27 protein-coding genes are annotated in these 25,497 nt (G+C 63.0%); 6 read left to right on the forward strand and 21 right to left on the reverse strand.

Annotation, left to right across the window (positions count from 1 at the left end; all coding sequences use genetic code 11):
* Positions 1–54 precede the first annotated feature (54 nt).
* Positions 55–1,503 (reverse strand): sensor histidine kinase, encoded by a 1,449-nt coding sequence (locus JKA62_RS09700; RefSeq protein ID WP_201817618.1) that lies wholly within the window; start codon positions 1,501–1,503, stop codon positions 55–57.
* Positions 1,504–1,822: 319 nt separating this feature from the next.
* Here JKA62_RS09700 and JKA62_RS09705 point away from each other — a divergent pair, with 319 nt between their 5' ends.
* The 6 genes from JKA62_RS09705 to JKA62_RS09730 all read left to right on the forward strand — a co-directional run bounded on the left by JKA62_RS09705 (position 1,823) and on the right by JKA62_RS09730 (position 8,200).
* Entirely contained in the window at positions 1,823–3,169 is a 1,347-nt protein-coding gene (locus JKA62_RS09705; protein ID WP_011333444.1) for a hypothetical protein, read from the forward strand.
* Positions 3,170–3,204: 35 nt separating this feature from the next.
* The gene (locus JKA62_RS09710) at positions 3,205–5,439 is read left to right on the forward strand and encodes an Ig-like domain-containing protein (protein WP_201817620.1); all 2,235 of its coding nucleotides are present in this window, start codon (positions 3,205–3,207) and stop codon (positions 5,437–5,439) included.
* Between the two features lie 70 nt (positions 5,440–5,509).
* The gene (locus JKA62_RS09715; RefSeq protein ID WP_011333442.1) at positions 5,510–5,974 is read left to right on the forward strand and encodes a curlin; all 465 of its coding nucleotides are present in this window, start codon (positions 5,510–5,512) and stop codon (positions 5,972–5,974) included.
* Between the two features lie 26 nt (positions 5,975–6,000).
* Positions 6,001–7,452 carry a curlin gene (locus tag JKA62_RS09720; RefSeq protein ID WP_011333441.1) on the forward strand — a complete coding sequence of 484 codons (1,452 nt, stop codon included), beginning with the start codon at positions 6,001–6,003 and terminating at the stop codon, positions 7,450–7,452.
* Positions 7,453–7,719: 267 nt separating this feature from the next.
* On the forward strand, positions 7,720–7,926 hold the full coding sequence (relB, locus tag JKA62_RS09725) for a type II toxin-antitoxin system RelB family antitoxin (RefSeq protein ID WP_085712084.1): 207 nt from the start codon (positions 7,720–7,722) through the stop codon (positions 7,924–7,926).
* A gap of 28 nt (positions 7,927–7,954) precedes the next feature.
* A complete protein-coding gene (locus JKA62_RS09730; protein ID WP_442962196.1) occupies positions 7,955–8,200 on the forward strand; it encodes a type II toxin-antitoxin system RelE/ParE family toxin in 246 nt (81 codons plus the stop codon).
* Positions 8,201–8,280: 80 nt separating this feature from the next.
* Here the strand turns inward: JKA62_RS09730 and relB (JKA62_RS09735) are convergent, their stop codons facing one another.
* The 20 genes from relB (JKA62_RS09735) to JKA62_RS09830 all read right to left on the reverse strand — a co-directional run bounded on the left by relB (JKA62_RS09735) (position 8,281) and on the right by JKA62_RS09830 (position 25,432).
* On the reverse strand, positions 8,281–8,472 hold the full coding sequence (relB, locus tag JKA62_RS09735; protein ID WP_085748461.1) for a type II toxin-antitoxin system RelB family antitoxin: 192 nt from the start codon (positions 8,470–8,472) through the stop codon (positions 8,281–8,283).
* A 72-nt stretch (positions 8,473–8,544) separates the two neighbouring features.
* A complete protein-coding gene (locus tag JKA62_RS09740; RefSeq protein WP_011333439.1) occupies positions 8,545–8,925 on the reverse strand; it encodes a DUF6124 family protein in 381 nt (126 codons plus the stop codon).
* Between the two features lie 888 nt (positions 8,926–9,813).
* Positions 9,814–10,674: a CsgG/HfaB family protein gene (locus JKA62_RS09745; RefSeq protein WP_039769045.1), complete on the reverse strand. Its 861-nt coding sequence runs from the start codon at positions 10,672–10,674 to the stop codon at positions 9,814–9,816.
* Between the two features lie 29 nt (positions 10,675–10,703).
* Entirely contained in the window at positions 10,704–11,135 is a 432-nt protein-coding gene (locus JKA62_RS09750) for a curli assembly protein CsgF (RefSeq protein ID WP_007956141.1), read from the reverse strand.
* Positions 11,132–11,524, reverse strand: a complete 393-nt coding sequence (csgE, locus tag JKA62_RS09755; RefSeq protein WP_011333437.1) for a curli production assembly/transport protein CsgE — start codon at positions 11,522–11,524, stop codon at positions 11,132–11,134. The genes JKA62_RS09750 and csgE overlap by 4 nt, the downstream gene beginning before the upstream one ends.
* Positions 11,521–12,060, reverse strand: coding sequence for a type II secretion system protein (locus JKA62_RS09760; protein WP_201817625.1), 540 nt, complete (start codon positions 12,058–12,060; stop codon positions 11,521–11,523). The genes csgE and JKA62_RS09760 overlap by 4 nt, the downstream gene beginning before the upstream one ends.
* Entirely contained in the window at positions 12,035–12,409 is a 375-nt protein-coding gene (locus JKA62_RS09765; RefSeq protein ID WP_011333435.1) for a type II secretion system protein, read from the reverse strand. The genes JKA62_RS09760 and JKA62_RS09765 overlap by 26 nt, the downstream gene beginning before the upstream one ends.
* Positions 12,410–12,414: 5 nt before the next feature.
* The gene (locus tag JKA62_RS09770; RefSeq protein ID WP_011333434.1) at positions 12,415–12,888 is read right to left on the reverse strand and encodes a type II secretion system protein; all 474 of its coding nucleotides are present in this window, start codon (positions 12,886–12,888) and stop codon (positions 12,415–12,417) included.
* Positions 12,889–12,890: 2 nt separating this feature from the next.
* The gene (locus tag JKA62_RS09775; protein WP_011333433.1) at positions 12,891–14,738 is read right to left on the reverse strand and encodes a secretin N-terminal domain-containing protein; all 1,848 of its coding nucleotides are present in this window, start codon (positions 14,736–14,738) and stop codon (positions 12,891–12,893) included.
* Positions 14,735–15,253, reverse strand: coding sequence for a hypothetical protein (locus JKA62_RS09780; protein ID WP_007956134.1), 519 nt, complete (start codon positions 15,251–15,253; stop codon positions 14,735–14,737). The genes JKA62_RS09775 and JKA62_RS09780 overlap by 4 nt, the downstream gene beginning before the upstream one ends.
* Positions 15,253–15,801 carry a GspMb/PilO family protein gene (locus JKA62_RS09785; protein ID WP_011333432.1) on the reverse strand — a complete coding sequence of 183 codons (549 nt, stop codon included), beginning with the start codon at positions 15,799–15,801 and terminating at the stop codon, positions 15,253–15,255. Before JKA62_RS09785 ends, JKA62_RS09780 begins: the two co-directional genes overlap by 1 nt.
* Positions 15,788–16,333 (reverse strand): PilN domain-containing protein, encoded by a 546-nt coding sequence (locus JKA62_RS09790; RefSeq protein ID WP_011333431.1) that lies wholly within the window; start codon positions 16,331–16,333, stop codon positions 15,788–15,790. The genes JKA62_RS09785 and JKA62_RS09790 overlap by 14 nt, the downstream gene beginning before the upstream one ends.
* A gap of 1 nt (position 16,334) precedes the next feature.
* Positions 16,335–17,138, reverse strand: a complete 804-nt coding sequence (locus JKA62_RS09795) for a hypothetical protein (protein WP_041475198.1) — start codon at positions 17,136–17,138, stop codon at positions 16,335–16,337.
* A complete protein-coding gene (locus JKA62_RS09800) occupies positions 17,119–18,840 on the reverse strand; it encodes a GspE/PulE family protein (RefSeq protein ID WP_011333429.1) in 1,722 nt (573 codons plus the stop codon). The genes JKA62_RS09795 and JKA62_RS09800 overlap by 20 nt, the downstream gene beginning before the upstream one ends.
* Positions 18,841–18,923: 83 nt before the next feature.
* Positions 18,924–19,457 (reverse strand): response regulator, encoded by a 534-nt coding sequence (locus JKA62_RS09805; protein ID WP_007956122.1) that lies wholly within the window; start codon positions 19,455–19,457, stop codon positions 18,924–18,926.
* A 236-nt stretch (positions 19,458–19,693) separates the two neighbouring features.
* Positions 19,694–20,647: a peptidylprolyl isomerase gene (locus tag JKA62_RS09810; protein ID WP_201817627.1), complete on the reverse strand. Its 954-nt coding sequence runs from the start codon at positions 20,645–20,647 to the stop codon at positions 19,694–19,696.
* A 15-nt stretch (positions 20,648–20,662) separates the two neighbouring features.
* A complete protein-coding gene (locus JKA62_RS09815; protein WP_085655714.1) occupies positions 20,663–22,213 on the reverse strand; it encodes an ABC transporter substrate-binding protein in 1,551 nt (516 codons plus the stop codon).
* A 9-nt stretch (positions 22,214–22,222) separates the two neighbouring features.
* Positions 22,223–22,849: an SCO family protein gene (locus JKA62_RS09820; RefSeq protein WP_011333426.1), complete on the reverse strand. Its 627-nt coding sequence runs from the start codon at positions 22,847–22,849 to the stop codon at positions 22,223–22,225.
* The gene (locus tag JKA62_RS09825) at positions 22,846–23,496 is read right to left on the reverse strand and encodes an SCO family protein (RefSeq protein WP_011333425.1); all 651 of its coding nucleotides are present in this window, start codon (positions 23,494–23,496) and stop codon (positions 22,846–22,848) included. The genes JKA62_RS09820 and JKA62_RS09825 overlap by 4 nt, the downstream gene beginning before the upstream one ends.
* A 13-nt stretch (positions 23,497–23,509) precedes the next feature.
* Positions 23,510–25,432 carry a YncE family protein gene (locus JKA62_RS09830; RefSeq protein WP_201817629.1) on the reverse strand — a complete coding sequence of 641 codons (1,923 nt, stop codon included), beginning with the start codon at positions 25,430–25,432 and terminating at the stop codon, positions 23,510–23,512.
* Positions 25,433–25,497: the final 65 nt, after the last annotated feature.

Below are 25,497 nucleotides of genomic sequence, written 5' to 3' on the forward strand. Positions count from 1 at the left end.
ACTCCCCGGTGACTGGGGCCTGACACCCACTGCTGGGGAGAAGTTCACCCCAATTTACTGAATGAGTTGAAACGCCAGACGAACGGTGGTGCCCTTGCCTTCCCGGCTGTCGAGGCTTACGCCTCCGCCGAAGCGCTCCATGATCCGTTTGACCAGCACCAGCCCCACGCCGAGGCCACCCTGTTTGGTGGTGAAGAACGGCCGGAACGCCATGCTGCGCTGCTCTTCGCTCATGCCTTTGCCGGTATCGCTGAGCATGACGCTCACGCCACGGCTGTCGCTCGGTTCGAGGGTGATGGTCAGTGTGCCGCCCTTGTCCATCGCTTCCAGCGCGTTGGCCAGCAGGCTGTTGAGGATTTGTGTGAGCTGCACCGGATGGCTCAGCACCATCGGCGTCTGCTGAGGTTGAAACACCACGTTCACACCAGCCTTGGCAATCTGCTGCTCGAACGCCATCAGGCTGTCGTGCAGCGCCGCCACCAGGTTCACCGGTTCCGGGTCGTCATTGAGCGGTCGCAGCGATTGCAGCAGTTCGCGCACCCACTTCGACATGCGATCGACCTGGCCGATGATGTCCTTGATGTTCTTCTGCGCCGGCCCGGCGTCGAATTCCAGGGCCAGTTCGGCGCTCGAGCGAATGGTCGCCAGCGGGTTGCGCAGACTGTGGGCCACCGCCGAAGACATCTCGCCCAGCGCGACAAAGGTTTCGTTGGCGATCAGTTGTTTCTGCTGGGCTGCCAGCAGAATCGCCGCCCGACGCACGATCCAGTACAACCCCAGGTAAATCAGCCCGCCGCCCAGCGCGGTGGCCAGCCAGATCAGCGCCAGACCGCGCTCCATGCGGGCGATCAGGTCCTTGGGCTCCTTATAGATCTCGACCATCGCCGTGACGTTCTTGCCCTCGGCGTCGAACAGTGGAATGTAGTTTTCGATGAAGATGTATTCCGGCGGCACCACGAACTTCTGTTCTTCACGGCCCTTGTCTACGTTGTGGTAACTCGCCGACACCGGGATCCTTTGATCGAACGCCCGGTCGAGGTCTTCGTCGGCATGAATGCGGGTGTTGACCAGCGCCGGGTTGGTCGACCAGATCACGGTACGGTCCGGCGCATAAATGTTGGCGAGGATCACATCTGGCAAATGCTCGATGTGATCAAGAAACTCGCCTCTGGCGCTGGCTCGGGCCTGCGGGTCGACATCGGGAAAATCGTTGTCCTGACGAGGGTCGAGCAACTCGCCCATGGTGCGGATATTGGGAATCGAGACGTGGCGCACTTCCGCCGACGCGATGGCCTGAATGAACTGCGCGGTCAGCAAGGCATCGCGCTGCACGCTTTCTTCGATCACGAACCGTGTCGACACCGCCCCGAGCGCCACCGCCACGGTGCCGATCACCGCCATGCTGATCAATGAAAACCAGCGCAACAGGTTGAACGGCTGCTTGCGCGAGTTCAGCCGCTGGCTGCCCTCCTCGACCGGTAGCGATTGTGACTGCATGTTCATGGCGGCGACTTCCCGATACGTCCCTATAGGGTTATAGCCCACGGTTGGGTGTTTGCCCGGATGCGGGGGGTGAACGGCCCCACACTCAGCCGATTTCCCGGTCAGGCGAAAACCGCCAGGCGTTCATGCCCCCACAATCCCCAATGCTGGGGACAGTCGCCCTATCCGGACGTTCGCCCTCTTCCTGCGTGTCCAGCTTCCAGCCCTTGCGCCACGGGCCTTTGCCGCCGGTTGGCCGGTCGTTGGTATGGAAGTTGTAAAGCCCCTCAGCAACTGACCCATCCCCAAGGGGCAGGTACTTTGATAGAGGGATTAACTCATGCACCCTTTACTGTCCAAAACCGCGACCGTCCTGGTCGTGAGCGCTTTGGCCCAGGGCATTGCCCAGGCCGCTCTGTTCGCCGTCGACCCGGGTCCCTACACACCGGCCAATGGCGGTTTCGCCAGCTGGTATCAGGACACCCACGGTCGCACCCTGGATCTGTGCCTGTCCAAAGCACTCAGCTCACGCGTGCCGAGCACCCCGGGCGCCCCGTCTTACATGTGCTCGCTGCTGCCGACCCCCGGCGTGTTCGATGACACGCAACCGCTCGTATTCCCCACCAACTTCCCCGATGAAGCCTTCTGGTTCACTGGCGATACCTCCATCGTCGATGCGGCACGCGGCATCAATCTGACTTACGTCAGCGCCGTCGAAGCTGCCTTTGCCGCCGGTGATCCGGTGGAGGGCGACCAGATCAGCTTCGCGCGGATCCGCATCCGGGTCGATGTGCCCACCGCCGGCACCTACGTCATCACCCACCCCTACGGCGTCGATGTGTTCACCGTCGACACCCCCGGCCGGCGCGCGATCAACATGACCCGCGACATCGGCATCGGCACCCCGCAAACCTACGACGGCGCGCTCAAGGGTGACATCGGCCCGTTCCTGCGCAGCGTCAACGGGCCGTACACCGAGACCAACCCGTTGACCGGTGCGGCCGAGCAGTTCGTGGGCGATCCGAACCTCAATGAGGCCGTAACCGGCAGCCCGTTCAACACCAACTTCGTACGCATCGAAGGCCCCGGTGGCATCGACCTGCGCAGCACGACTTTCGCCGTGTCCGGCAAGTTGTCGACAGTGGTGCGGCCAACGCCTTTGATCACTGAGCGCAGCACCTACTCGCGCAAGCCCGGTGAAAGCGCACCAGTGGCCCAACAAGACGTGTTCGTCAAAGCCCCGCCGGCACCGGGCACCGCGGCCATCACCAGCAGCACGCCCGTGGTGAACATGAAAGAAGCCGACAGCACCGGCAGCTGGTATGCGCAATCGGCGGTCAACCCGACTTTGCCGGCCGTGTTGCAAGTGACCGCCGACAACCACCTGGCGATCGCCACCAGCTCGCCGACCACCCTGCCCATGACCCTGACCGACCTGGTGGTGATCCAGCGCGCCGAGTACAGCCTCAGTTCCGGGCAATTGACCGTGGTGGCCACGACCAGTGACGAAACCTCGCCACCGGTGCTCACCGCCACCTCCGACACCGGCGCCGCTATCGGTGCGCTGGGTGGCGACGGTGCGGAGAAAACCCTGGCCACCGGGATCACGCCGATACCACCGGCCAAGGTTCGGGTGACGTCGTCCAACGGCGGCAGCGATACCGAAGAAGTGGTCATCGTGCAATGAACGCTCACATGCCCAGATCCGCATCAGGAGGCATCATGAACAAGTGGCCACGCTTCGCGCTCAACGCGCTCGGGCTGACAATCTCGCTGACCGGCAGTGCGTTCGCGCAACTGGCCGCCGTCGATCCCGGCCCCTACACCTTCGCCACCGGGAAATTCCCGATGTGGTATCAGGACAACAATCAACTGTCGATGGAGCTCTGCCAGTCGCGCGCCGCCAGTTCGCGGGTGCCGGTCAGCACCCCGCCGGCGTACATGTGCACCCTGCTGCCGGAACCGGGCGTGTTCGATGACACCCTGCCGATGGTGTTCCCGGACAACTGGCCGCCGGAAGCTTTCTGGTTCCTGGCGGAAACCGCGATCCCCAACAACGGCGCCGGTTTCGGCGTGGATGCCTACGTGGCGGGGATCGAAGCGGCGTTCGCCTCGGGGAATCCGGTGGATGGCGATCAGCAAAGCTTCGCGCGGATCCGCATCCGGGTGAACGTCCCGGTGGCCGGCACCTACACCATCACCCACCCGTACGGCGTTGAAACCGTCAACGTCACCACCCCTGGCCGGCGGGCGATCAACATCACCAAAGACATCGGCATCGGTGCGCCGGGCAACTTCAGTGGCGCGCTCAACGGTGCCATCGGACCGTTCCTGCGCAGCATCAACGGCCCGTACACCGAAGTGAACCCGGACACCGGCGGCATCGAAACTTTCGTCGGCGACCCGAACCTCACCGAAGCGGTGACCGGCAGCCCGTTCAACACCAACTTCCTGCGGATCGACGGTCCGTCGGGTGTTGGCTCGATTCAGACCAACCTGTTCACCGTCGCCGGCAAGGTCCTCGACAATCGTCAGCAAACCCACGTCGCCGTCGACCGCGCCACCTATCGCCGTACCTCGGCCGGTGTGCGCGCCGAAGTGTTTGCCAAGGCCGACAGCAGCTCGACCCTGTGCTTCCGCGAAACGGTAGCGCTGCTGCCCGGCCCGCCGCCGACGCCTTGCGAGACCAGTCTGCTGGGTGACAACAACGGGCTGTTCTTCGGCCAGCGCCTGGGCACCGGCACCTTGCCGTCGGTGGTGGTCGTGACCGCCACCAACCCGGCCGGCACGACCCGTCCGACTGCCGTCTCGGCCAAACTCACCGACGTGGTGAAAATCCAGACCGCCCGCTACAGTTGGGCCAGCCACAGCCTGCTGATCGAAGCCACCTCGACCGATGAAGTTGCGGTGCCGGACATGGTTGCGCAGGGCTACGGACGCCTGTCGAAAACCGGCACGCTGCAAAAAATCACCGTGGCCGACCTGACCCAGCCACCCGCCACCGTCACGGTGAAATCCGCCGCCGGCGGCAGCGACACCGAGCCAGTCGTAGTGGTCGGTGCAGCACCGGACACCGGTGAGAACCAGGCGCCACTGTCCGTCGCCGACACCGGCAGCACCAGCTTCGGCGTGCCGATCACCCTCAGCCTGTTGACCAACGACAGTGACCCCGACGGCAATGTGCCGCTGAGCATCACTGCCCTGACTCAACCGGCAGCCGGCCAAGGCACCGTGGCCCTGAACGGCACCACGTCGGTGGTCTACACCCCGCCAGCCGTGGTCAATACTCCGCTGACCACCACCTTCACCTACAAGGCCCAGGACAACAAAGGCCTGGCCTCGGTGAACCCGGCCACGGTAACGATCAGCGTCGCGCCGAACCGGCCACCGACCGCCGTTGCCGACAGTGTCGCCACCCTCGGTGTCGCGATCCCGATCAACGTCCTGGCCAACGACACCGATCCGGAGGGCAATGTGCCGCTGGGCGTCGCCAGCCTGACCCAACCGCCGGCAGGACGCGGCACGGTAAGCACGGACGGCACGGTGATCACCTACACCCCACCGGCCACCGTGACCACGGCCTTCACCACGACCTTCACCTACATCGCCCGGGACAGCTTCGGCGCCCAGTCGACGCCGGCGACCGTCACGGTGCAAGTGTCGCCACGGCCAGCGGCGGAAACCTTCACGATCACCACTTCGACCGTGCAGGCCCGTTCCGGCGGCCGCTTCAACTGGGACTTCGCCGGTACCTCGTCGGTGACCACCGGCAACACCATCACCGTGCAGGTCACCACCCCGACCGGGCTGGTAACGCTGGGCACCACCACGGTACCGGTGACCGGACGCTGGCGGCTGACGCTGAACAACACGCTGGTCGTGCCATCAGCCAACCCGACCGCCACGATCCGCTCGTCCCAGGGCACCGTGCGAACGGTGTCGGTGACCACGCTCTGAGCCAGTGCCCCGCCTGCTTTCGGGCAGGCGGGGCAACGCTCAACGGTTAACGCCCGAGAGGATATTTGCCATGAACACGCCGACCGCCGCCCTGCTTTGCCTGCTCGCCCTGTGCGTCAGTGCGGGCGTGCGCGCCGACGACCTGATGGAAAACGACGACCTGGCGCCCAACAGCGCCGATCTCGGCGAACTGCCGCCCCCCGTGGGCCAGCAAGCCCTGATCGACCAGAACGGCCAGGTCAACCTCGCCCTGCTCTCGCAGAACGGTCAGTCGCTGCTGGGCAAGATCGTGCAGTCGGGCAGCAATCAGGAGGCGTACATCCTGCAACAAGGCAGCGACCTGATGGCCTTGATCACGCAAAACGGCTCCGGCAACGCCGCGTCCATCACGCAAACCGGCAGCCACAACCGTGCGCAGATTTCGCAAAACGGCAACAACAACGACGCCAGCATCGAGCAGGCCGGCACGGGGCTGCAAAGCGCCGTGAGCCAGTCGGGCAACGGCATGAGCGTTTCGGTCAAGCAATATCGCTAAGCACTGCAATCATCGGAGAGTTCATCATGTTCAAACTGACGCCCCTCACCGCCGCCATCCTGGTCATGATCAGTGCCCAGGCCATGGCCGACGACAGCCTTTCCACCCAGAGCCAGTTCGGTACGGCCAACATCGCTGATGTGAAGCAGACCCAGGCCCCGTTCAGCACCGCGACCCAGACCCAACTGGGCCAGGGCAACAACGCCGCCGCCGTGCAGGACACCGCCACCAGCGTCATCACCCAGGACGCGGTCGGCGATTACAACGCCGGTTACGCCGAGCAGCTTTTCGAAGACAACAGCACCATCACCCAACAACAGACCGGTGCCTTCAACACCGCCCACGCCAGCCAGTCCCTCGGCTTCGGCGCCGGCAACCAGGCCCTGCAACAACAGCAAGGCACCGGCAACTTCTCGTTCGTCTACCAGGACTCGCAGAACGGCAGCGAAGGCAAGACCTTCCAGTTCGGCGACAGCAACGAAGCCAACATCGAGCAACTGTACGAAGGCACCGGCAACAGCTCGGTGATCACCCAGTACGGCACCGCCAACTACGGCACCGCCGAACAAGTGCTGCACAACGGCGGCCAGATCGGCATCAACCAGGCCGGCGAAGGCAACTACGCCTACGGCGACCAGCGCAACGGCACCGGCGGCACCATCACCATCAACCAGTTCGGCAACCTCAACGGCACCGAAATCTGGCAAGACTCGCAACTGGCCAGCCAGGCCACCGTCAACCAGTACGGCGACAGCAACGAAACCGTGGTCGACCAGAGCTTCGGCGAAAACAACACCGCCGCCGTCACCCAGGTCGGCAACACCAACGCCATCTATGCCGACCAGTTCGAATCGGTCAACTCGACCCTGGCCCTGTATCAAGTCGGCAACGGCAACGTGCACTTCACCTACCAGAACGGCGACAGCCACACCCTCAACGCCACCTCGGTGGGCAACGACAACAAGGTCTACGCCAGCAACTGGAAAGGCCCGCAACATGGCGGCCAGTTCGGCAGCAACCAGCGCGCCACGGTCAATCAGACCGGCAACGGCAACATCGCCAGCTTCACCCAGGACGGCATCGGCCAGATCATGACCACCAATCAGACCGGCACTGGCAACAAAACCACGGTCAGCCAGGCGGATTCCTACAACGAGCTGTACTTCGATCAGAACGGCAGCGACAACATCCTCATCGCCGACCAACGCGGCACCACCAACCTGGTGCAGGGCTCATCGAACGGCTCGGGCAACAGCGCCGAATTCGATCAATCCGGCACCGGCAACCAGGCTTACACCGCGCAGCTGTATGGCAGCGACAACATGATCACCGTCAAACAGGCTGACACCATGAACGTGGCGTATGTAACCCAGGGCGGCACCGGGAACATTGCCAATGTGGATCAGAGCGGGATGACGCAGACCGCGAATATTCAGCAGTTCGGGTCGGCTAACCAGGCGACGGTTTTGCAGCAGTAAGTGTTGGGTGTTGGAAAACCGCGATCTTGAGGTCGCGGTTTTTTTTGCGCTGACGCTTGAGTGGCGTCCTACGGAAAACGGAACGTTTTCAGAAATTCGGGGAGTTTTCTGACGAATTCTGGCGGTTGGCCGTCGGAAGTGCAGGCTCTAGGATTTGCCGGGACAACTTGATCCCCATGGAGCTTGGCCCACATGCAATTCATCCAGACAGCGACGACAGCGATTCCGTTACCGAATAGACTTCCAGGCACCAAACCCGGAGGTTCCATGATCGACCCGTCTTTGATCGACCCACTGTGCCCGGTTGTTTCGGATCTTGGTCCTGAGGAGCAGGCTGCGAGTTATGACCGTTGGTTTCGGGCCGAAGTACAGGCTTCTCTCGATGATCCGCGTCCGAATATTTCGCATGACCAGGTGATGGCTGAGATACATGCCTTGCTCAAGGCAAAAGACAATGGTTTCGAGGTCGATTGAGTGGAGGCCCGAAGCACGGGCCAAGCTGATGCTAATTATCGACTTCATAACAGAAAGACATCCGAGAGCAGCCAGAGAGCTCGTCAGGGCGATTGGAAAAGCTGCATCCAACCTTCTGGAACATCCTCGCCTCTATCGAACCGGTCGGATCCCGAGCACTCGAGAAGCTGTTGTACATTCGAGTTATCTGATCATCTATCGGGTAACTGATCGAATAGAAATCGTGAACGTACTGCACACGCGTCAGGAGTACCCGCGACGTCGTTTTTTCTAGTACGTTGCTCGCTCCGTTCCAAACAAAAACCGCGCTCCTGTCAGGGATCGCGGTTTTTTCGTATTGCCGCTGCGAGAGCCTCACCCCGCCTCATGCTTTCTTCGTTTGTCCTCCATCAGGGCCGACATATCAGCCATCACCTGCTCATTCGGAATGCTGGGTCGTGGGTCATCGATTGAAGCCTGTATTTTGGCAATCAACCAGCGGTCGTAGCTGGCGGCCTGCTCTTCGCTTTCGAAGTCTGAAATGATTGGGGAGATCAGGGGATCCATGGTGACTCCAGTTCGAATGTGAAAAACGCGACCCATTACTGGGCCGCGTTTTTTTATTGGGGATGTGCTGGATCAGCCCTTCAGTTCGACGTGATCCAAGGCCTGATTCACGGCCAGTTCACCCAGCATGAGGATCTGCGCGATGCCCAGGGCGGTCTTGCGGTGGGCGGGGTCGAGGGTGGCGGCGAAGTTGTTGAGCATTTCGCTGGCCGAGCCCAGGGATTCGCTGGCGTTGGCGAGCAGGGATTCGGTGTTGTAGGCCGGGTTGGCGAGGTACATCGGGGCGGGTTCGTTGACGCTGCCCATGATGTGGGCGCCGGGGCAGAGGTAATGATCGAGCGCGCGTTCGGCGGCTTCGTGGAGTTTTCTGGAGGTGGTGGAGGTGTATGGGGAGGTTGGGTCGGTTTCGGGGTTGGCTTGGGTTTCGGGTGGGTTGGGTGTTGGTTTTTTCATGGTCATTTCGTCCTCATTGATGGTCGCAGCCAGCCCAATCGACTTCCAGGAAGAATGGGTGGCAGCTGTACGCGGGCTGGAAATCCGGGGAGAACGCGACCCGGCAGACATAAATGTCTCCCGCGCACAGCCGCCATAACGGCGTGCACACAATGAAGGTGCGCAAGCATACGTTATGAAAAGCGATTTCGCTTTCTCACACATCCGGGTTTCCAGACCCGATCGCTGAATTGGCAGCGACCGAAACAGGCTAGAGCCCGCGCTTCCGACGGACAACCTGAAAACCTTGTGGGAAGGTTCGGTGTATTCAGACACGTTTTTAAACAGACTTTAGGACGTCGACCCTCACCCCAGCCCTCTCCCGGGGGGAGAGGGAGCCGACCGAGTTGTTCATTCAAGTTACATCGGCCTGAACCATCGAGTTGAACTCAAGCTTTCAGAACAAAAAAATCAAAACCAAACCCATCTACACATTCTTGCGCCCACACCAAACTAAACAACGAGCCCCATCTACACAGCCTTTCGCCCTCACCAAACCAAACAATGAGCGTTAGCTCGAGTACCGCTTTTGACGTGCCGGCCCCTTCGGAAGGCGGAGTGGAGGGATTCATCCGGGGGTGGGAGCGCAGCGACCGTGCGGCGAAGCCGCATGCATCGAGAGGAGGTGCAGCGAAGCAAACCGGAGGCGATGCCCCCGGATGAATCCCGGAGCGAAGGAACCCCGAGCCCCAGCGAGGGGCCGAACGCCGGGGCCCAGACCTTTGCTTCCTTTGGGGCGTTTGCCAAAGGGAGTCGCCGTAAGGGCGAAACCATAAGAAGCCGTTACCGCAGCAACGGATATGTACCCAAAACAACCAAAGAACCTGGTCGGCCCAAAGGCCGCCAAGTTCACTCAGCCTCCGGATCAATCTTGTTCTGAGTCAGGTACCGATTCAAAACATCATCCTGCGAAGGCGTAGAAGCATCCCCCGCCACCTGCCACAACCGCCGCTCAATCCCCTGCGCCACCATATGCCCCACCGCCGCCTCAATCGCCGAAAGCACACACAACTGCGCCGGCTCATTGGTCGTATACCCGACCTCAGCCTCAAGCAACTTCTTGAACTCGATAAACTTGAAAATCCCCGCACTGCGCGCCACCGAATAAATCGTCTTGCTGGTCATCACATTCGCCAGCACCTGCCCGCTACGCACATCCACCGCACGCAAATTCACCGTCACCTGATCCACCCGATACTCACGGGACAGATCAATCCCCAGATACCGCGCCCCTTCCCCACCGCTGCGCACGTTGGTGTCGTAAGCGATGATCCCGCCCTCGAGCATCATGTTCGCCGCCTGCAACGGTGGCAGCTCACCCTGAATGTTCACCGGCGTATTCGGTTTCTTCTGCGAAGCGCGAATGATCTTGCGTTCAGTCAGCAGGTTCTGCAGCCCTTCCCGCTCAAGCACCACAAACCAGCCGCTGGCCTGCATGGCGTCCATCAACATCGACGCTGCGCCCTGGGTGACGCTGGTGGAAAACGAACTCGCCGGCGTCGGTTTGTACTGCCCGGTCTGGTCACGGAAGCCGTACACCACCGCCATCAGCCGGCCCTTGGGTCGCGGCATTTTCAGCAAGTCGTAGTAGGTCGAGGCCCTGGGGGTCAGGGTCGGGGTATCGGTGTCCTGCTCGGCCGGCATCGGCTCGCGCAGACTGCACCCTTGTAATGCTGCCAACATCAGCCCTAGCGCAATTATTTTTTTCATGTCCATCACTCCCCGGAACCGTCATCCCGTCATGGGTTGAGGCCGTTCACCTGAATTTCGGAAACTTCGCCGCTCGCTCGGTCGGTCACCTCGATCGTGAGGGCCCCCGAGTCATCAACGACGTTGACGATAAAAGCGTCGGTGGACAGGCTCCCCGTGTTGCCGGTGGAGATGTTGTCCAGCAGTTGCCCCAGCAACCGTGACTGCAATTGACTGGTGAAGCGTTCGAGCGCCGAAGTGCCGGCCACCGTCGAGCGTTTCTTGAGGTCCGGATCGTCGTGGTCGTTTTGTGCCTGGGCGTTGTTGAGCAGCCAGGTGCCGTTGAGCGGGTTGCCGCCGAACGACGGGTTGACCGGCGTGTAGACCAGTTCGGTGGCCTGGACGGCAGCAGCGCTGGCAAGCCCGATCAACAACCCCGAGATCCAGAATCCGCTGCGCCGTGAGAACGTTGTCGTGTTCATAGTTCGTCCTTCTCAAGGTCGGTGGTGTCCTGCAACAAGGCTTCCAGCTTGCGCCGGACGACCTCCAGTCGAACCGAGTCGGCGGCCTCGTAGGCCTCGTCCTTCAGTTCCACGGTGTTCGGCGGCAGGAAGCGCCGATACACCAGGCGTTGTTGATACTCGACGGTCACAAGGCTCCCCCAGCGCGCGTCGGGGCGCTCGCGCACCACCAGGTTGAAATCCATGCGGCTGGTGTCGCGCAGGCGCTCGCTGAACGAGTAGTAAAAGTCGTGGCCGATGTGCGAGATCGTGTCGTCGACGATGAAGCCCATCATTTCGTCTTGTTCGCTGGCACTGGCGAAAGACGCCACGGCCGCGAGGATCAACGCGCACCACACATGGCGGCTCATGGCTGCAACGCCTGTGGCAATGCCGACTGGCCCTTCGCCGGGCCGTTGGTGCCATCGAGAAAGGCTTTTTCAGCCACGAACTGCCAGTCCGAATAACGCTGCATGCCTTCGAAATCCGACCACTGCGACGGGAAGTCCGCCTGCTTCAACGGCACCTCGGTGGAGGCACTGTTGATGCCGGTGATGCGTCCGTCGAAACCCCGTTGCAGTGCCCATTCGCCGCCGCCGATCGGGTCCGGATACAGCTGACGCAAATGGTGGCGGGCTTCCGGAAAACGTTCGTCCTGCAACAGGTCGACCAGCTCTTTCGGGTACTGCGCCAGGCCCGGCGAACTGCGGTAGTAGCTGCGCAGCGCCTGGGCGTACTGGGTGCCGACCCACAGCAATTGCTTCTCGCGATCGCGGCGCGACGCGGTCGACCACAACTCGCCGGCACTGGCCAGGCCCATGCCCATGATCACGATCAGGAACAGCACGCCCAGGTAGGTGAACCCACCCTGCTCCGCGTGCTTACCACTCGGAATACTGGCTGCCATCACGCGCCCTCCCGGTAGCTCCGCTCTTGATGTCGGCGACGCCGCCCGCCACACCGTCCGGTGGTGCGATCAGCACCCATTGGTCATTGCGTTCGGTGATCGGGTCCAGCGGCGCGTTGCGCAGGTAACGCATCTCCACCAGTTGCTCGATGGAGTCGGGATAGCGCCCGGTGTCGCCGTAGTAGTGATCGAGCGCCTCGCGCATGGCCGACAGGCTCTGGTGCAACGTGGTCTCTTTGGAGGCCTCGAGGCTGTTGAAGTAGCGTGGCAAGGCGATGGTCATCAGGGTCGCGATGATCGCCATCACCACCATCAGCTCAAGCAAGGTAAACCCCTTTTCCCGGCGCATGAGAATCACCACTCGCGGTACGCGATGCCGTTGAGGCCTTTACCCCGGGCGAGGGAGTAGACGTCGAACACGTCCTCGCCATCGCGCGGGTTCTGGGCCGAACTGTTGTAGGCCCGCAGGCCCCAACCGCCGTTGTCGTCACGTTTGGCCGGCACCAGCGGATCCCGCGGTATCCGGCGCAGAAAATAGAACTTCGCACCCTTGGCACTGCGCACGTCGCGCACGCCTTCGACCAGCACTTTCAGGTTCGGCGGATAGCCGCTGCTGTTCAGGGATTTCTCGATGTAGCCGGCATCGAAGGCACGCTTGTAGGCGTCGATGCCATCGCGAATCTGATACAGCGCGGTGCGCAGTTCCTGCTCCTTGCCACGCCGTACCAGGGTCTCGGTCAGCGGCGCGGCCATGCCGGCCAGCAGGCCGATCAGGGCCAGCGTCACCACGACTTCGATCAAGGTAAAACCGCGTTGGGAGGCGTTCATGATCAAGGCTTCTCGACGGTTACACGGGTGGTGGCCACGGCCGCTTCACCGACTGCACGAGGCTGCGCGGCAGGCGCTGGCATCGAGTAGCTTTGCGAGCGATCCGGCGCCTGGATGTGCATGCTGGTTTCGGTGCCGGTGGGGAATTCCATGTCCGACGGGCTCTGGTACGGCAGGTTGCGCACGATCCGTGGGGTGATCGAGAGCACCAGTTCCGATTTGCCGATAGTGTCCTTGTTGCTGCCGAACAACCGACCCAGACCCGGAATGTCGCCAAGGCCCGGAATCTTGTTGCCGGTGGCGCCGTGGTCGTTGCGCATCAGGCCGGCAAGGATCTGGGTTTCGCCGTCATGCAGACGCAGCGAAGTCTGGGCGTTGCGGGTGTCGACCTGCACCGGAATCGTCCCTTGGCGGGTCGGCTCCAGCGGCGTGGCGTTACTCACTTCCAGGGCGATCTTGATTGCTACTTCGTTGTTCAAGTGCACGGTCGGTTGCACTTCAAGCTTGAGACCGACGTCGAGGTAGGTGACGCTTTCGGTGATAACCGGGCCTTGAGTGGATGGCACTGAGGTGGCGCTGATGATCGGCACCCGCTGACCGATATGGATACGCGCCTGTTCGCGGTTGCTGACGCGGATCACCGGGCTGGCCAGGGTGTTGATGTCGTTGTCCTGCGCATTGATCTTGGCTTGCGGCGACGGCGAGATCGAAATCCGGCTGGAGTTGATGCCTTTCAGTTGATCGAGAATGGTCACCGCCGAACCGTCGCTGTTGACCACGCCGAAGGTATTCGGCCATTGCAGGCCGAGGTCGAGAATGCGCTGGGTGGCGACTTCCATCACTTCCACTTCCAGCACCACTTCGGGGTTGGACTGGTCTTGCGATTGCAGGAGTTTCTCGGCCATGCGCACGGCGTCTTCGGTGTCGCGCATGGTCAGGGTGTTCAGGCGTTCGTCGACGAACACGTCACGGGTCTTGAGCATGGTCTTGATCATGTTCAGCGCGGTGTTGGCGTCGATGCTGGTCAGATAGAAGGTGCGCATCACCAGCTCTTGGTAATCCTTGAGCTTCTGCGGCGAGTCCGGAAAGATCAGCAAGGTGTTTTCGTTCACCACTTTCTGGTGCAGCTGGTTCTGTTGCAGCAGCAGTTGCACGGCGTCTTCGATGCGCACGTCACGCACGAAGATCGTGGCTTTCATGTCCGGACGCAGGTCCTTGTCGAAGATGAAATTCAGGCCGGCAACCTGCGACAGCACTTCGAAAATGGTCTTGAGGTTGGCGTCGCGAAATTCCAGGGTCACCGGGCGATCAAGCCGGGTGCGCAGTTGCGGGTACTGGATCACGTTGCGGCTCTGCACCAGACGGATGTTGCCTTGCAGCTCCAGCGCGCCGTCGTTTTTCGGGTCGAGTTCAAGGATCTGTTTGACCTGACGGTCGGCGCCGTAGATGTCGCCCCGGCGCAGGTCGCCACGGGCCAGCTCAAGTTTCTCATCCATGCTGCGCAGGTAGTCGAGCTGGCGCAGGGCATCCTGGGCGCGGCGGTTGTTCGGCTCGATGGTCAGCACCCGGCTGTAGGCGGTGCGGGCCGAGGCGAAGTCGCGGCGGGCGCGGTCGGTGTCGCCGGAGGTCAGCAGCGCGGTGATCGCCTTGGCCCGGCCGCTGTTGAGCAGCAGGTGCAGCTCGGTGTCGCGCGGATTTTCCCGCAAGCCTTCCTCGATCCGGGCCAGGCCCGCCTCGTACTGCCCCTGATCGATCAGGTCGGCGGCTTCCTTGTTGGCGACCTGCGCGGAACTGCACGCGGCCAGCCCGGCACACAGGCCGAGGCTCATCAGCAAACGGGATCTGTTCATTGCGTACTCCCCACAGACAAGGTCTGCGACAAATGCAAAGGCAGGTAGACCAGGCTCAGTTCCACATCGGAAATCGCCGCAATCTTCCAGGTGTCGTCGATCACATCCCCGCTGCGCACGACGTAGATTTTCTCGCCGTCCTGCAAAAACACCTGCAGGTCGCTGCGGTCATGCAGCCTGCCGACGAACTGAAACGGCACCGGTGGCAGGCTCGGGGCTTGCACCACCGGGGTCGGGTTGATCGCTTGTTCGGTGACCGTCGCCAGAGTCGGCGCGGCCTTCCAGGATTTGCTCGCAAACAGGTCGCCGGCCGGGCTCAGGTCCTTGATCGGCGCCGCATTCGCCTTGGCGCTGCTGGCGGGCAAGGCGCCACGGGCGCTGGCTTTCGCCGGGCTGGCCACGGCGACTTCGGTCGAATCCGCCTCGTCGCTCGGCGAGAAATATTCCGGCAACCAGGCCAGCGCCGCCGCCACGCCGAAGAACGCCACCCAGCCGGTTATGCGTTTGGTGTCCATCACGACCTCGACAGGTAGAGGGTCATACGGATCCGGCCGCTGAGGTCGGTGTCGGCAATCTTCTTGCGTTGAAACTCGACGTCTTCCACCACCACCGCCGGCAACTGGCCGAGCAAGGCGTGCAGGAAGCGGCGCAGTTGTGGGTAGCTGCCACGCACCGGTAACAGGATCTGGTAGCGCGCCAGATGGGTCTTGGGATCGACGCCGAGGGCGTATTCACCGCGCGCCAGGGTGATGTGCTCCTGCGCGGCCAACGCGTAGATGCGGTCGATGGCGACGGTGGCTTGCGGCTGGGCCGGCAGCTTGTTACGGAAATCATCCAGCTGACGTTGCGGCACCACGGGCGGGGCGATGCTGCCGTCTTCGACCTTGGCCAGGTACTCGGTGGCTTCCTGGGTCTGCTGGCTGAGCTGTTGCAGCGATTGCCAGCCCGGCAGCAAACCGCCGAGTGCCCAGGCCAGCGTGACCAGCAGCAGCGCGAGACCGGCCAGGCCCGGTACGCCGAGGCCTTGCAGGTATTCGTGAACGATCAGTCTAGGGATTCGCATCGCCTATCTCCCAGGTCGCCGACAGGTTGAATTGCACCGGTTGCTCCGGCGATTTGACGACGATTTCGTGGCTCAGCAGCGACACGTCGGACAGCTCGTCACTGGCCTCCAGCCGTTTGTGGAAATCCAGCATCGCTTGCAGATCGCGGGCTTCGGCGCTGATCCGCACCTGGCCCTTGCGCGCATCCGGGGTCAGGGTCAGCAAGGCTATGTCGTCGCGCGGCATGGCTTCGAGCATGGCGAACAGGCGTTCCCAGGGGCGGCGCAGTTGCTGCGAGACCTTGCGCATTTCAGCAAGGTTCTGCGCCTGCTCGCGGGTTTCCGCCGGGCTCAGCGTTGTCTTGGAGCCGCTGTCGCCGGTGAGCTGGCGCTGGGTGTGCTGCAAGTGACCTTGTTGTTGCTCGGCCTGCTCGCCGAGGTGCTGCTGGAGGCCGAAGCACACCAGCGCGAGTAACACACCGCCGCCGAGCAGGCTCCAGCCCAACGGGCCTGAGCGCGGACGAGGCTGGAAGTCGAGGTTCAAGGCGCGCATGTCAGGCCACCGCCCGGGACATGACGTACAAGGCGTCACGCACGGTCATCGAGTTGTCTTCGAGGGTACGCAGGTGCACCCCCGCCACATCCGGTTGCGCATCGAGGCGCGCCGGGGCGTGCAGATAAACGTTGAAGGCGCGTTCACTGGTGGAGGCTTGCAGTTGCCGTTCGCGGCCGATCAGTGCGCTGAGTGCCGCGTCGCTGTCGCTGCCACCCACCGAACGCACCGACGACCAGCGCCCTTCGCGCGCCAGCAGCAACACGCTGCGTTGCGGTTCGGCGACGATGAACAGGAAGTCGCCGGCGTCGAGGCTTTTGTCGAAGCGGTTGAACGCGGTCATCAGGTACGGCTGCACCGAACGCAGGCGCAGGCCGCGACCCGTGACCAGCGTGCGCAGGCGTTCCAGCAAGTCCTGCGGCAAGGCACTGGCGATCCGGTCATGCCCGGCCGGCTCGGCCGACAACACCAGACTCCACGGTTGGGTCGGGGCGCCGAACAGGTCTTCGAAGCACAGTTGGGCGAAGCCGCGCAGTTCCTCAGGGCTGCTGATCTGCTCGCTCCACGGCACCAGGCAGAAACGGCTGAAGTGGCCGGAGATCACCACGCTCAGCTCGGCACCGGCACGGGTGTGTTCGCCGAGCAGACGGTCGAGGGTGTCCAACGCCACCGCGTAGCTCTGAAAGCCTTCGTCGATGTAGCCGACGCTGCCCAGCCACAGGGTGTCGCTGCCCCGGCGCTGGCCGAGGCCGACACCGCTGGCGCCGAGCACGGCGATAAATTGATCACGCGATAAAAGTGACACGATTGATCTCCTCCAGCGTGGTCCGACCGTGCTCCACCAGTTCCAGCGCCGATTCGCGCAACAGGCGCAAACCACGGGCGCAGGCCAGGGCTTTGATCTGGGTGATGGGTTGGCGCTCGACGATCATCTGACGCAGTTCGTCGTCCAGGTGCAGCAGCTCGGCAATCGCCGTGCGGCCGCGATAGCCGCTGCCCCGGCAGTGGCCGCAGCCCTTGCCGTGGACGAAGTGGTAGTGATCGACTTTCTGTGGATCGAGGCCCGAGGCGCGCAGCTCTTCATCGCTCGGATTGACCGGCGTGCTGCAGCTGCTGCACACCAGCCGGATCAGGCGCTGGGCAAGAATCGCGTTGAGCGCCGAGACCAGGCTGTAGGGGTCGATTTCCATTTGGGTAAAACGACCGATCACGTCGAACACGTTGTTGGCGTGAATGGTGGTGAACACCAGGTGACCGGTGAGCGCCGATTGCACGGCGATCTGTGCGGTGTCCGGGTCGCGGATCTCGCCGACCATGATCTTGTCCGGGTCGTGGCGCAGGATCGAGCGCAGGCCACGGGCGAAGGTCAGGCCTTTTTTCTCGTTGACCGGGATTTGCAGCACGCCCGGCAGCTGATATTCCACCGGGTCTTCGATGGTGATGATCTTGTCCACGCCGTGGTTGATCTCGGTGATCATCGCGTACAGCGTGGTGGTCTTGCCGCTGCCGGTGGGGCCGGTCACCAGTACCATGCCGTAGGGTTCGGCAGCCAGGCGACGCAGTTGGCGCAGGGTTTCGTCTTCAAAGCCCAGCGCTTGCAGTTGCACGCCGCAGACCTTGTCGGCCAGGTCCTGTTTGTCCAGCACCCGCAGCACCGCGTCTTCGCCGAAGATGCTCGGCATGATCGACACCCGGAAGTCGATCTGCCGGCCGCTGATGCCGATCTTGAAGCGACCGTCCTGGGGCACGCGTTTTTCGCCGATGTCCAGTTCGGCCATGACCTTGACCCGCGAGATCACCTGCTCGGCGAACTCGCTGCCCTGGATCTTGCCTATGTTGTTCAGCACGCCGTCGATCCGGTACTTGATCACCAGGCCCTGGCCGGTGGTGCCGAGGTGGATATCGCTGGCGTGCATTTTCAGCGCGTCGTACAGGGTCGAGTTGACCAGTTTCACCACCACGCTCGAGTCTTCGCTGATGCTGGTCAACGACAGGCTTTGCAGAGTGTCGGTTTCGCTGCCGGCGTCGGCCTGGGCGTTGAGCGATTCGACGGCGTGGAAACTTTCTTCGTGGCGGGCCAGATAAGCCTTGAGGTCGTCGGCATGCACCAGATACAGCGGTGCGCCATGCAGGCATTCGTCGATCCAGGCCAGGCGCGACGTGTCGAAGGGGTCGGCGAACACGCCGATGACTTCGTCGTTGTGGCGCAGCAGGATGAATTCACGTTTGAGGCATTGCGCGAGGGTGACCCGGTCGAACACCGGGGTCGCCAGAAACAGCGTGTCGGTGTCGAGCACCGGGTAATGCAGGGTGGCGCCGAGGCTGGCAATGAACGGCATCGGCGCCAGTTCGCAGAGCACGGCCAGTGCATCGAGCACCCGTTCCCCGGACGTGGTGGCCCGTGCCCGGGCCTGGGCCAGTTGCTCACTGGAAAAGCGTGGCGGGGTCTGTGCCTCCTGTGGAGGATTGACCGACAGCGGTTCGACGACAACGGACAGACGATCCATGGCTTGCTCTCCAACACCCGGGGCTTGAGGCCCTGACGGCGCGGGAGGCGAATTCGGCGAGTGCCGGAACGTCTATCGCGCCATTACTCCCCGGTGAGCATTTGATCGTCGTCCGGTGCCATGGCCTCCGACCGGTTTCGTCGGCGGTCCGCCAGCACCCAACTGCCATCGTACAACTGCAACGGGAAGCTCTCGGTCCTGCTCTGGCGTCGTTCGACGAAGCCTTCGGATGGGCTCGCACCGGGTTTCGCTTCGCGCTGGATCCCCAGAAGGTCGCAGACAGCTCGGGCCAGTTCCGCCAAAGGAAACGGTTTGAACAGGATGTGACTGACCCCCAGTTGCCGCGCCCGCTCACAGACTTCAGCGGTCGGGTGACCCGTTATCAGCACGAAATGACACGTCCTGTTCTGGCGGACCGCGTCGAGCACCTCGAACCCTTCCATATCGGGCAAGCGGTAATCGAACACCAGCACGTCGGGGGCGAAAGTCTCGGCCAGGCCGATTCCCTCTGCGCCGTCATGTGCAATCCGGACTTCCAGCCCTTGCGCCGACAGATAATCCTGAAGGTTCTGTGCAAGCAGCTGTTCGTCTTCGACAACCAGTACTTTGTTAACCAAGGTGGACTCCCTGAAACCTCAAGTGCCGGCAATTGAAATTCAATGACCCGAACCTGCTGGAGTGCGCCTCACAAGAGGTAACGCACACTTCATGCCAGGCTGAATGCCGGTAATTTTTTGTCTTCATGTCCTTGAATTGAATGGAAATGCCCGCTCGTCCCGGTACCCCGTTCCCCAGAAACGGGGAAGCACCTGAATGGGCATCGAAGCCATTCCCCACTATTGGGGGGGAACCTTCAGTCGTCGTCAATTCGTTCGATCCTGTTCTCTGCCCGTAATCGCGCGAGCACCTGACGACGAGCCTGGGTCTGTTGCTGTCGGGCGAGGTACGCCCTGACTGTTTCCAGCCCTTGCTCCTCTGGGACATCGGCCGCCTCCTTGTGGTTCTCGACAAAGATCAAATGCCAGCCGAACGGTGTGCGCACCGCTTCGCTGACTTCACCAGGCTTGAGGGCAAACGCCGCCGTTTCAAACGCCGGCACCATTTGCCCACGGGCGAAATACCCCAGATCCCCGCCCTGGCTGGCGGTGACATCTTCCGATCCCGATTGCGCGACGCTAGCAAAGGTTTGCCCCCCTGCGATAGCGGCACGCAACTCTTCCAAGCGTAGCCGTGCCGCTTCAACCGTGGCGGCATCGGCATCGCCAGCAACCTTGATCAGAATGTGCCGGGCCTGGACCTGCTCCGGTGCGGCCATTTCAGCGCGGTGTTCTGCAAAAAACGCCCGCACCGTCTGCTCGTCCGGGGCCTGGACTTGGGTCAGTTCGGCAAACATCCGCTGCGCCGCCAGTTCGCGGTGGGTGTACTCGGTGAACGAGGCCTCGTCGAAACCGGCGTCCTGCAAACGCTGGAGGAATTTGTCGGTGCCACCGATGGCGGTGCGAGTCCGTTCGACCTGTTCGCGCACGGTTTGCTCATCGATCTTGACCCCGCGCTTGCGCGATTCCTGCCAGAGCAGTTCCTTGTCGATCAACGTGTCCAGCGCGGCCTGACGCAATTGTTTATAGGCCTTGGGGTTGCGGATGCTCGCCACGGCGCGGCCCTGATCTTCCAGGTACTCGGCGAAAAAACGTTCCAGGCGAAACTCGGAAATCGCCTCGCCGTTGACCCGGGCGGCCACCGGTTCATTGTTCGCCATTCCCACCGACAACCAGCCTGTCAGCAGCCAACACAGGGTTTTGAGCTTCATGATCAGGGCCTCCGGTCAGGGCGTGGCAATAATCGGTTTGTAGGGAGCGACCAGATAAAAACGCTGGTCGGGCAAGTCAACGGTGACCACGTGCGCCCCGCTCAGGCCCAATCGTCGGCCGGGGCCGAAGCTCAGGCGCGGGGTCAGGCCGGTGTCGAAGTCATGCAGGCCTTCGAGCGCCGCCACCAGTTTTTCGCGGCTGGCGTCGCGGCCGGCCTGCTTCATGCCTTCGCTGAACAACAGCATCGAGGCGTAGGCGCCGACTTGCAGCACCGCGTGCTGGGCGCCGAGGCCTTGATGCTCGCGCAACAGCGTCAGGGCCATGCGCCCGGCCTGGGTCCAGTCGCTGGGCACGAACGGATACGCCAGAAACACCCGCCGGGAAAAACCCTCCGGCACTTGCAGCAGATCCCCCGCCACCTGGCTCGACGCAGCAAACAGGTACGGCACCTGCCCGGCATTCTGCAATCCGGCCGCCAGCCGACTGAAACCTCCACCGCTACCGAGGTAGAACACTGAGCGCGAGCCCAGCGGCAAGCTGTCCGCCGCCGGGTCGTAGGCCTGCAGATGGACTTTTTCCCAGCCGTGATCCTGTAGATATTGGCCGAGGACCTGTGCCGCCAGCACCTGGGCCGGGTCATCGGGATAGGCAATCAGCGTCGGCCCTTGCAGCACTCGCAGACTGGCGGTGGCGTAGTCGGCCAATGCGATCAGTTGCTCACGCAGGCCCGGCAGCGGTTCGAAAATCTGTGGGCTGGCCTGCACCGGGCCGAGCAACGACAGGGCCCCGATCAGCGGCACGCCGGACTGCTCCAGACGCGGCGCCAGTTCGCTGTCCAGCGCCGGGGCCAGCGGCGCGATCAGGGCAAAGACTTGCTCTTCCTCGATCAGCCGTTGCAGGGCCTGTTCGGCGCTGGCGCGATCCGGGCCGGGATCGGCCACGGTCAGGCGCAACTGCCGGCCGTGAATGCCACCGGCCTGATTGATCCGCGCCACACTGCCGTTGAGCACCGCCGCGATGGTGGCGCCCTCCTCGGCCAGCGGCCCCTGGCTGGGCAGCAAGGTGCCCAAGTGCAAGGTCTGGTCATCGAGCCCCGGATCGCGGTCATCGGCCAGGCGTTTGAGGTAAGCCGTGAGATTGCGCTGATCCTTCATCGACAGCAGGAAGCGCGGCATGCTCGGGTCAAGGCGATTGTTACCGGGGTCGCGGCCCTGCTGAATCACCCGCGCCAGACTGCTGTCGGTGTAGGCCGGGTAGTTGCGCCCGTTGACCTGTTGCTGACCGTGGATGCTGGTCAGCCGCGACCAGTTCAGTTCCGGCGGACGCACCCCGCCCTCGGGCCGGCCGAGACCGTCGGCGCCGTGGCAGTTGGCGCACGGCAGGCTGGTGGCCGGCAGCAACACATCCGCCGCCCCGACCCGCGCCATGATCGGCTCGCCGCTGGCGGACAGGCCTTCGCGGTACAGACGCTTGCCGGCGCTTTCCTCATCGGTCAGCGGCAACGCGGCCGCGCCGAGGCTGACGCCAGCGAGCAGGATCAGGGCGAGGACGCGGCCGAGGTTCATGGCGCGGACTCAGCGGCCGGCCACGGGCATTGTCAGCAGCTGCAAGCGCTGGGCAATGGCGGCGGCCGGGGCGTCGGGACGGATTTTGCTCCAGCGTTTGTTGGCCACATCGCCGACGATCAACTGGGTCGAGTGCTGCTCGGGCGTCGGCACGATCTGGCCGATGCGGCCCAGCACCAGGTCCATCTGCGCCTTGTCGCCGGTAAGGAAAAGCCAGTGAGGGTCATCGGCGCCCTGCTTCAAGGTGTAAGCCTTGAGCACCGCCGGCGTGTCGCGCAGCGGATCACTGGTAAGGGAAATAAAGGTGATGCCGTCGGCCTTGTCGCCCAGCAGCTCGCGGACTTCCTTGAGCTTGCGGGTGATCAGCGGGCAGGCGTCATTGCAACTGGTGAAGATCACGTTGAGCAGCACCACGCGGTTGTGCAGCGCATCGCTGTAGAAACGCTGGACGTCGCCGTTCTGATCCAGCAGCGGCGTGTCGGTGAACCAGGTTTTCGCGTCGTGGGTGCCTTTCGCCGGTGCGGGCACAGCGCTGGTCGTTGCCGGTGCCGGTTGTTCGTGGCCTTCGTGAGCCAGGGCCATGGCGCTGAAAATCCAGAAACACACTGTCAGGGTGAGCCAGTCCAGGGTTCTCATGGTTGTTGCTCCATGGCAATCGCGGTGTGTTTAGCGTGAGTGCGCAGGCCGCTGAGTTTTTCGACTTCCTTGGCCAGCAATGCCGGGTCGGTGAAGCCGTAATAGCGCGTCCAGTGGCGACTGTTGCCGTCACCGACGAGGATCAGCGGCTGGTGATTCTTGAAGTCGCCGCTGAAACTGCCGAGGCCCTTGAGGGTGGCGCTGATTGATTGCGGCGAACCGGTCAGCCAGCTCCAGCCCGGGCCTTTCTGGAAGGTGCGGGCGTAATCCTGCAAGCGTTTCGGGTCGTCGCGCTGCGGGTCGATGCTGATCGACACCAGCTGCACTTCCGCGCCGACCCGGGCACCGAGCTGTTTCTGCACCTTGCCCATGATTGACGAGACCACCGGGCAGACCGTGGTGCAACTGGTGTAGATGAAACTCATGACCACGATCTTGTTGTGCACCAGATCCTGCTCCAGGTGCACGGTCTTGCCGTTCTGGTCGAGCAGCGGCACGTCGGCGAACTTGACCTGGGCGTGCTCCTGGCTGTTGGCGGCCGGTGCGGTGTGGCCGGCATGCTCGTCCGCCGAGTGGGCGCTGGCCTGCTGGATACCGACGGCCAACAGGCACAGGGTCAGCAGGCCACGGGATGCAAATCGGTTCATGGTCGTTTCCTCGTCACTGAGTCTGGCCGGGCAGCACCCGGACACTGGCAAAGGTCTTGTCGTCGAAACCGGCGCCCAGCGAGGCCGCGCGCACGTGCAGGTACCAGGCGCCGCTGCGGTCGAGGGTCACCGGTGCTTCGTACACGCCGTCGGCGACTTCCAGTGCCGCCACTTCACGGGGCCGGGAAGTCGGCGCGAGGAAGTAGCGCAACTGCACGTCGGTCACGCCGCTGCGTTGGGTCTTCTGTTTGCCTTGGACGATGCGGAACCGCACCACGTAGGGGTCGTTGAGGGCCACGGCGGTCTTGTCCAGCAGGAACTCGACTTTTGCCGCCCCCAGGTGTTTTTCCGGCGCGCCGTCGGACGCTACCTGGGCGGTGAAGCAATGAATGATGTTCGGCTGGTTGAGCAGGAACGCCACGTCGAAGCGCCCCGCCGCTGGCAGCTTGACCCGGGCGCTGTAGAGCCCCGGCGACACTTCGCGCAGGCTGCGGTCGATCACCAGCGCGGCGCGGGCGATTTGCCCCCGGTTGGGGTAACCGGACATCGGCGCGTTCATGCCTTCGGCGTAGAAATAGGTGGTGTTGTCCACCGGGTTGACCACGAACACCGCGTTGTCATCGCGCGATACCGCGAGGCTCGATGCCAGCGGCAGATCCCCGGCCAGCCGTGGCGGCTGCGGCCCGGCTTCAAAACCCTGAGTAATCGGCTGACGCCCTTCGCCCAGCGAAGACAGGTTGATCATGGTGACTTTCGGCGAGGCCAGTCCGCGCACGTAGGCATACGCCTGGGTGAACACCACTTGATAGGGTTCGGCTGAAACCTCCAGGTCATGGATCGCCGAATCGTTGGCCGCGTCGATGACTGTGGCGCGGTTTTCCACCGTGTTCAGCACCACGCCAAAACGGCCGTCGGCGCTGAAGCCCATCGGGCCGAGGCCCTGTTGCAGCTTGATCACCCGCCTCACGGCGCGGCTGTTGCTGTCGATCACGGTGACGGTGCCGTCCTTGCCATCGGCCACGTACACCGCGCCGGACAACGGCGAATACGCCACCGACAACGGGCTGGAGCCGGTCTTGATCTGTTGCAGCAGGCTCAGGCTGGCGACGTCGATGACGCTCAGGGTGCCGTCGTCGCGGTTGCTGACGAAGGCGAAACGGCTGTCCTTGCTGAAGGTGATTTCATGGTGGCCGCGTCCGGTCGCCAAGTGTTTCAGCGGCTTGAGGCTCTGGGTGTCGATCACCGTAACGCCGGACTCTTCAGCCTTGCTCGCGTTGTTGCCGACCCACAGCAGGCGCTCGTCCGGTTGCAGGGCGACCCGCACCGGTTGGCTGCCGGCGGCCACCGAGTCGATGACCTTGAATTGCTCGCTGTCGATCACCGCCACTTCCCCCGCCGTCGGCATCGACACGAAGACCTTTTTGTTGTCCTTGGGCGTGACCCAGTCCATCGGCGATTGCTTGAGTTCGATCCGCGCCAGGGTGCTGGTAATGCCGCCGACCGAGACGGACGGATCAACCACCGAAACACTGGCATCGCGGTTCATCACCAGCAGGAAATAGCTGTTGAGGTCGAGCAGCGGCCGCGCGCCGATGTTGGACTTGAGGAACGTGCCGACCCGCGACTTGCAGCTCTGGTCACGGCCCTGGGCCTGGTCGGCGGCGACGGCTTGCGGATCGATCCACGCCCCCGGTGCCACACCGGACAACGGCTGGCCGGAGGCGCCGTCGGTGACGCGAAATTGCACGTCGGCAAACTCGCCCTCACGCAACTGGCCGTCGCTGGCCAGCGGCTTCAGATCGAAGGTGATCGACACGCCGTCGCGGGTCAGCACCTGCCCGGCGCCGGTTTGCGCCAAGGCAATCTCGCTCAGCGTGAGCAGCGCGCCGGCCATGGCCAGCAGGCAGACGCCGATGATGTTGATGATCCTGTTCATGTCGCTCTCCCCTACAAATCCTGTCCCCACCTGTGGGAGCGGGTTCACCGGTTCCCACAGGTCGC

This window comes from Pseudomonas sp. B7, from assembly GCF_016735645.1.
Classification (GTDB): domain Bacteria; phylum Pseudomonadota; class Gammaproteobacteria; order Pseudomonadales; family Pseudomonadaceae; genus Aquipseudomonas; species Aquipseudomonas glycinae.

What these genes read in the sequence shown, in the direction of transcription:
- JKA62_RS09700 (WP_201817618.1), bottom strand. Translation starts at nt 1,503, where the DNA reads ATGAACATGCAGTCACAATCGCTACCGGTCGAGGAGGGCAGCCAGCGG.
- JKA62_RS09705 (WP_011333444.1), top strand. Translation starts at nt 1,823, where the DNA reads ATGCACCCTTTACTGTCCAAAACCGCGACCGTCCTGGTCGTGAGCGCT.
- JKA62_RS09710 (WP_201817620.1), top strand. Translation starts at nt 3,205, where the DNA reads ATGAACAAGTGGCCACGCTTCGCGCTCAACGCGCTCGGGCTGACAATC.
- JKA62_RS09715 (WP_011333442.1), top strand. Translation starts at nt 5,510, where the DNA reads ATGAACACGCCGACCGCCGCCCTGCTTTGCCTGCTCGCCCTGTGCGTC.
- JKA62_RS09720 (WP_011333441.1), top strand. Translation starts at nt 6,001, where the DNA reads ATGTTCAAACTGACGCCCCTCACCGCCGCCATCCTGGTCATGATCAGT.
- relB (WP_085712084.1), top strand. Translation starts at nt 7,720, where the DNA reads ATGATCGACCCGTCTTTGATCGACCCACTGTGCCCGGTTGTTTCGGAT.
- JKA62_RS09730 (WP_442962196.1), top strand. Translation starts at nt 7,955, where the DNA reads ATGCTAATTATCGACTTCATAACAGAAAGACATCCGAGAGCAGCCAGA.
- relB (WP_085748461.1), bottom strand. Translation starts at nt 8,472, where the DNA reads ATGGATCCCCTGATCTCCCCAATCATTTCAGACTTCGAAAGCGAAGAG.
- JKA62_RS09740 (WP_011333439.1), bottom strand. Translation starts at nt 8,925, where the DNA reads ATGAAAAAACCAACACCCAACCCACCCGAAACCCAAGCCAACCCCGAA.
- JKA62_RS09745 (WP_039769045.1), bottom strand. Translation starts at nt 10,674, where the DNA reads ATGAAAAAAATAATTGCGCTAGGGCTGATGTTGGCAGCATTACAAGGG.
- JKA62_RS09750 (WP_007956141.1), bottom strand. Translation starts at nt 11,135, where the DNA reads ATGAACACGACAACGTTCTCACGGCGCAGCGGATTCTGGATCTCGGGG.
- csgE (WP_011333437.1), bottom strand. Translation starts at nt 11,524, where the DNA reads ATGAGCCGCCATGTGTGGTGCGCGTTGATCCTCGCGGCCGTGGCGTCT.
- JKA62_RS09760 (WP_201817625.1), bottom strand. Translation starts at nt 12,060, where the DNA reads ATGGCAGCCAGTATTCCGAGTGGTAAGCACGCGGAGCAGGGTGGGTTC.
- JKA62_RS09765 (WP_011333435.1), bottom strand. Translation starts at nt 12,409, where the DNA reads ATGCGCCGGGAAAAGGGGTTTACCTTGCTTGAGCTGATGGTGGTGATG.
- JKA62_RS09770 (WP_011333434.1), bottom strand. Translation starts at nt 12,888, where the DNA reads ATGAACGCCTCCCAACGCGGTTTTACCTTGATCGAAGTCGTGGTGACG.
- JKA62_RS09775 (WP_011333433.1), bottom strand. Translation starts at nt 14,738, where the DNA reads ATGAACAGATCCCGTTTGCTGATGAGCCTCGGCCTGTGTGCCGGGCTG.
- JKA62_RS09780 (WP_007956134.1), bottom strand. Translation starts at nt 15,253, where the DNA reads ATGGACACCAAACGCATAACCGGCTGGGTGGCGTTCTTCGGCGTGGCG.
- JKA62_RS09785 (WP_011333432.1), bottom strand. Translation starts at nt 15,801, where the DNA reads ATGCGAATCCCTAGACTGATCGTTCACGAATACCTGCAAGGCCTCGGC.
- JKA62_RS09790 (WP_011333431.1), bottom strand. Translation starts at nt 16,333, where the DNA reads ATGCGCGCCTTGAACCTCGACTTCCAGCCTCGTCCGCGCTCAGGCCCG.
- JKA62_RS09800 (WP_011333429.1), bottom strand. Translation starts at nt 18,840, where the DNA reads ATGGATCGTCTGTCCGTTGTCGTCGAACCGCTGTCGGTCAATCCTCCA.
- JKA62_RS09810 (WP_201817627.1), bottom strand. Translation starts at nt 20,647, where the DNA reads ATGAAGCTCAAAACCCTGTGTTGGCTGCTGACAGGCTGGTTGTCGGTG.
- JKA62_RS09815 (WP_085655714.1), bottom strand. Translation starts at nt 22,213, where the DNA reads ATGAACCTCGGCCGCGTCCTCGCCCTGATCCTGCTCGCTGGCGTCAGC.
- JKA62_RS09820 (WP_011333426.1), bottom strand. Translation starts at nt 22,849, where the DNA reads ATGAGAACCCTGGACTGGCTCACCCTGACAGTGTGTTTCTGGATTTTC.
- JKA62_RS09825 (WP_011333425.1), bottom strand. Translation starts at nt 23,496, where the DNA reads ATGAACCGATTTGCATCCCGTGGCCTGCTGACCCTGTGCCTGTTGGCC.
- JKA62_RS09830 (WP_201817629.1), bottom strand. Translation starts at nt 25,432, where the DNA reads ATGAACAGGATCATCAACATCATCGGCGTCTGCCTGCTGGCCATGGCC.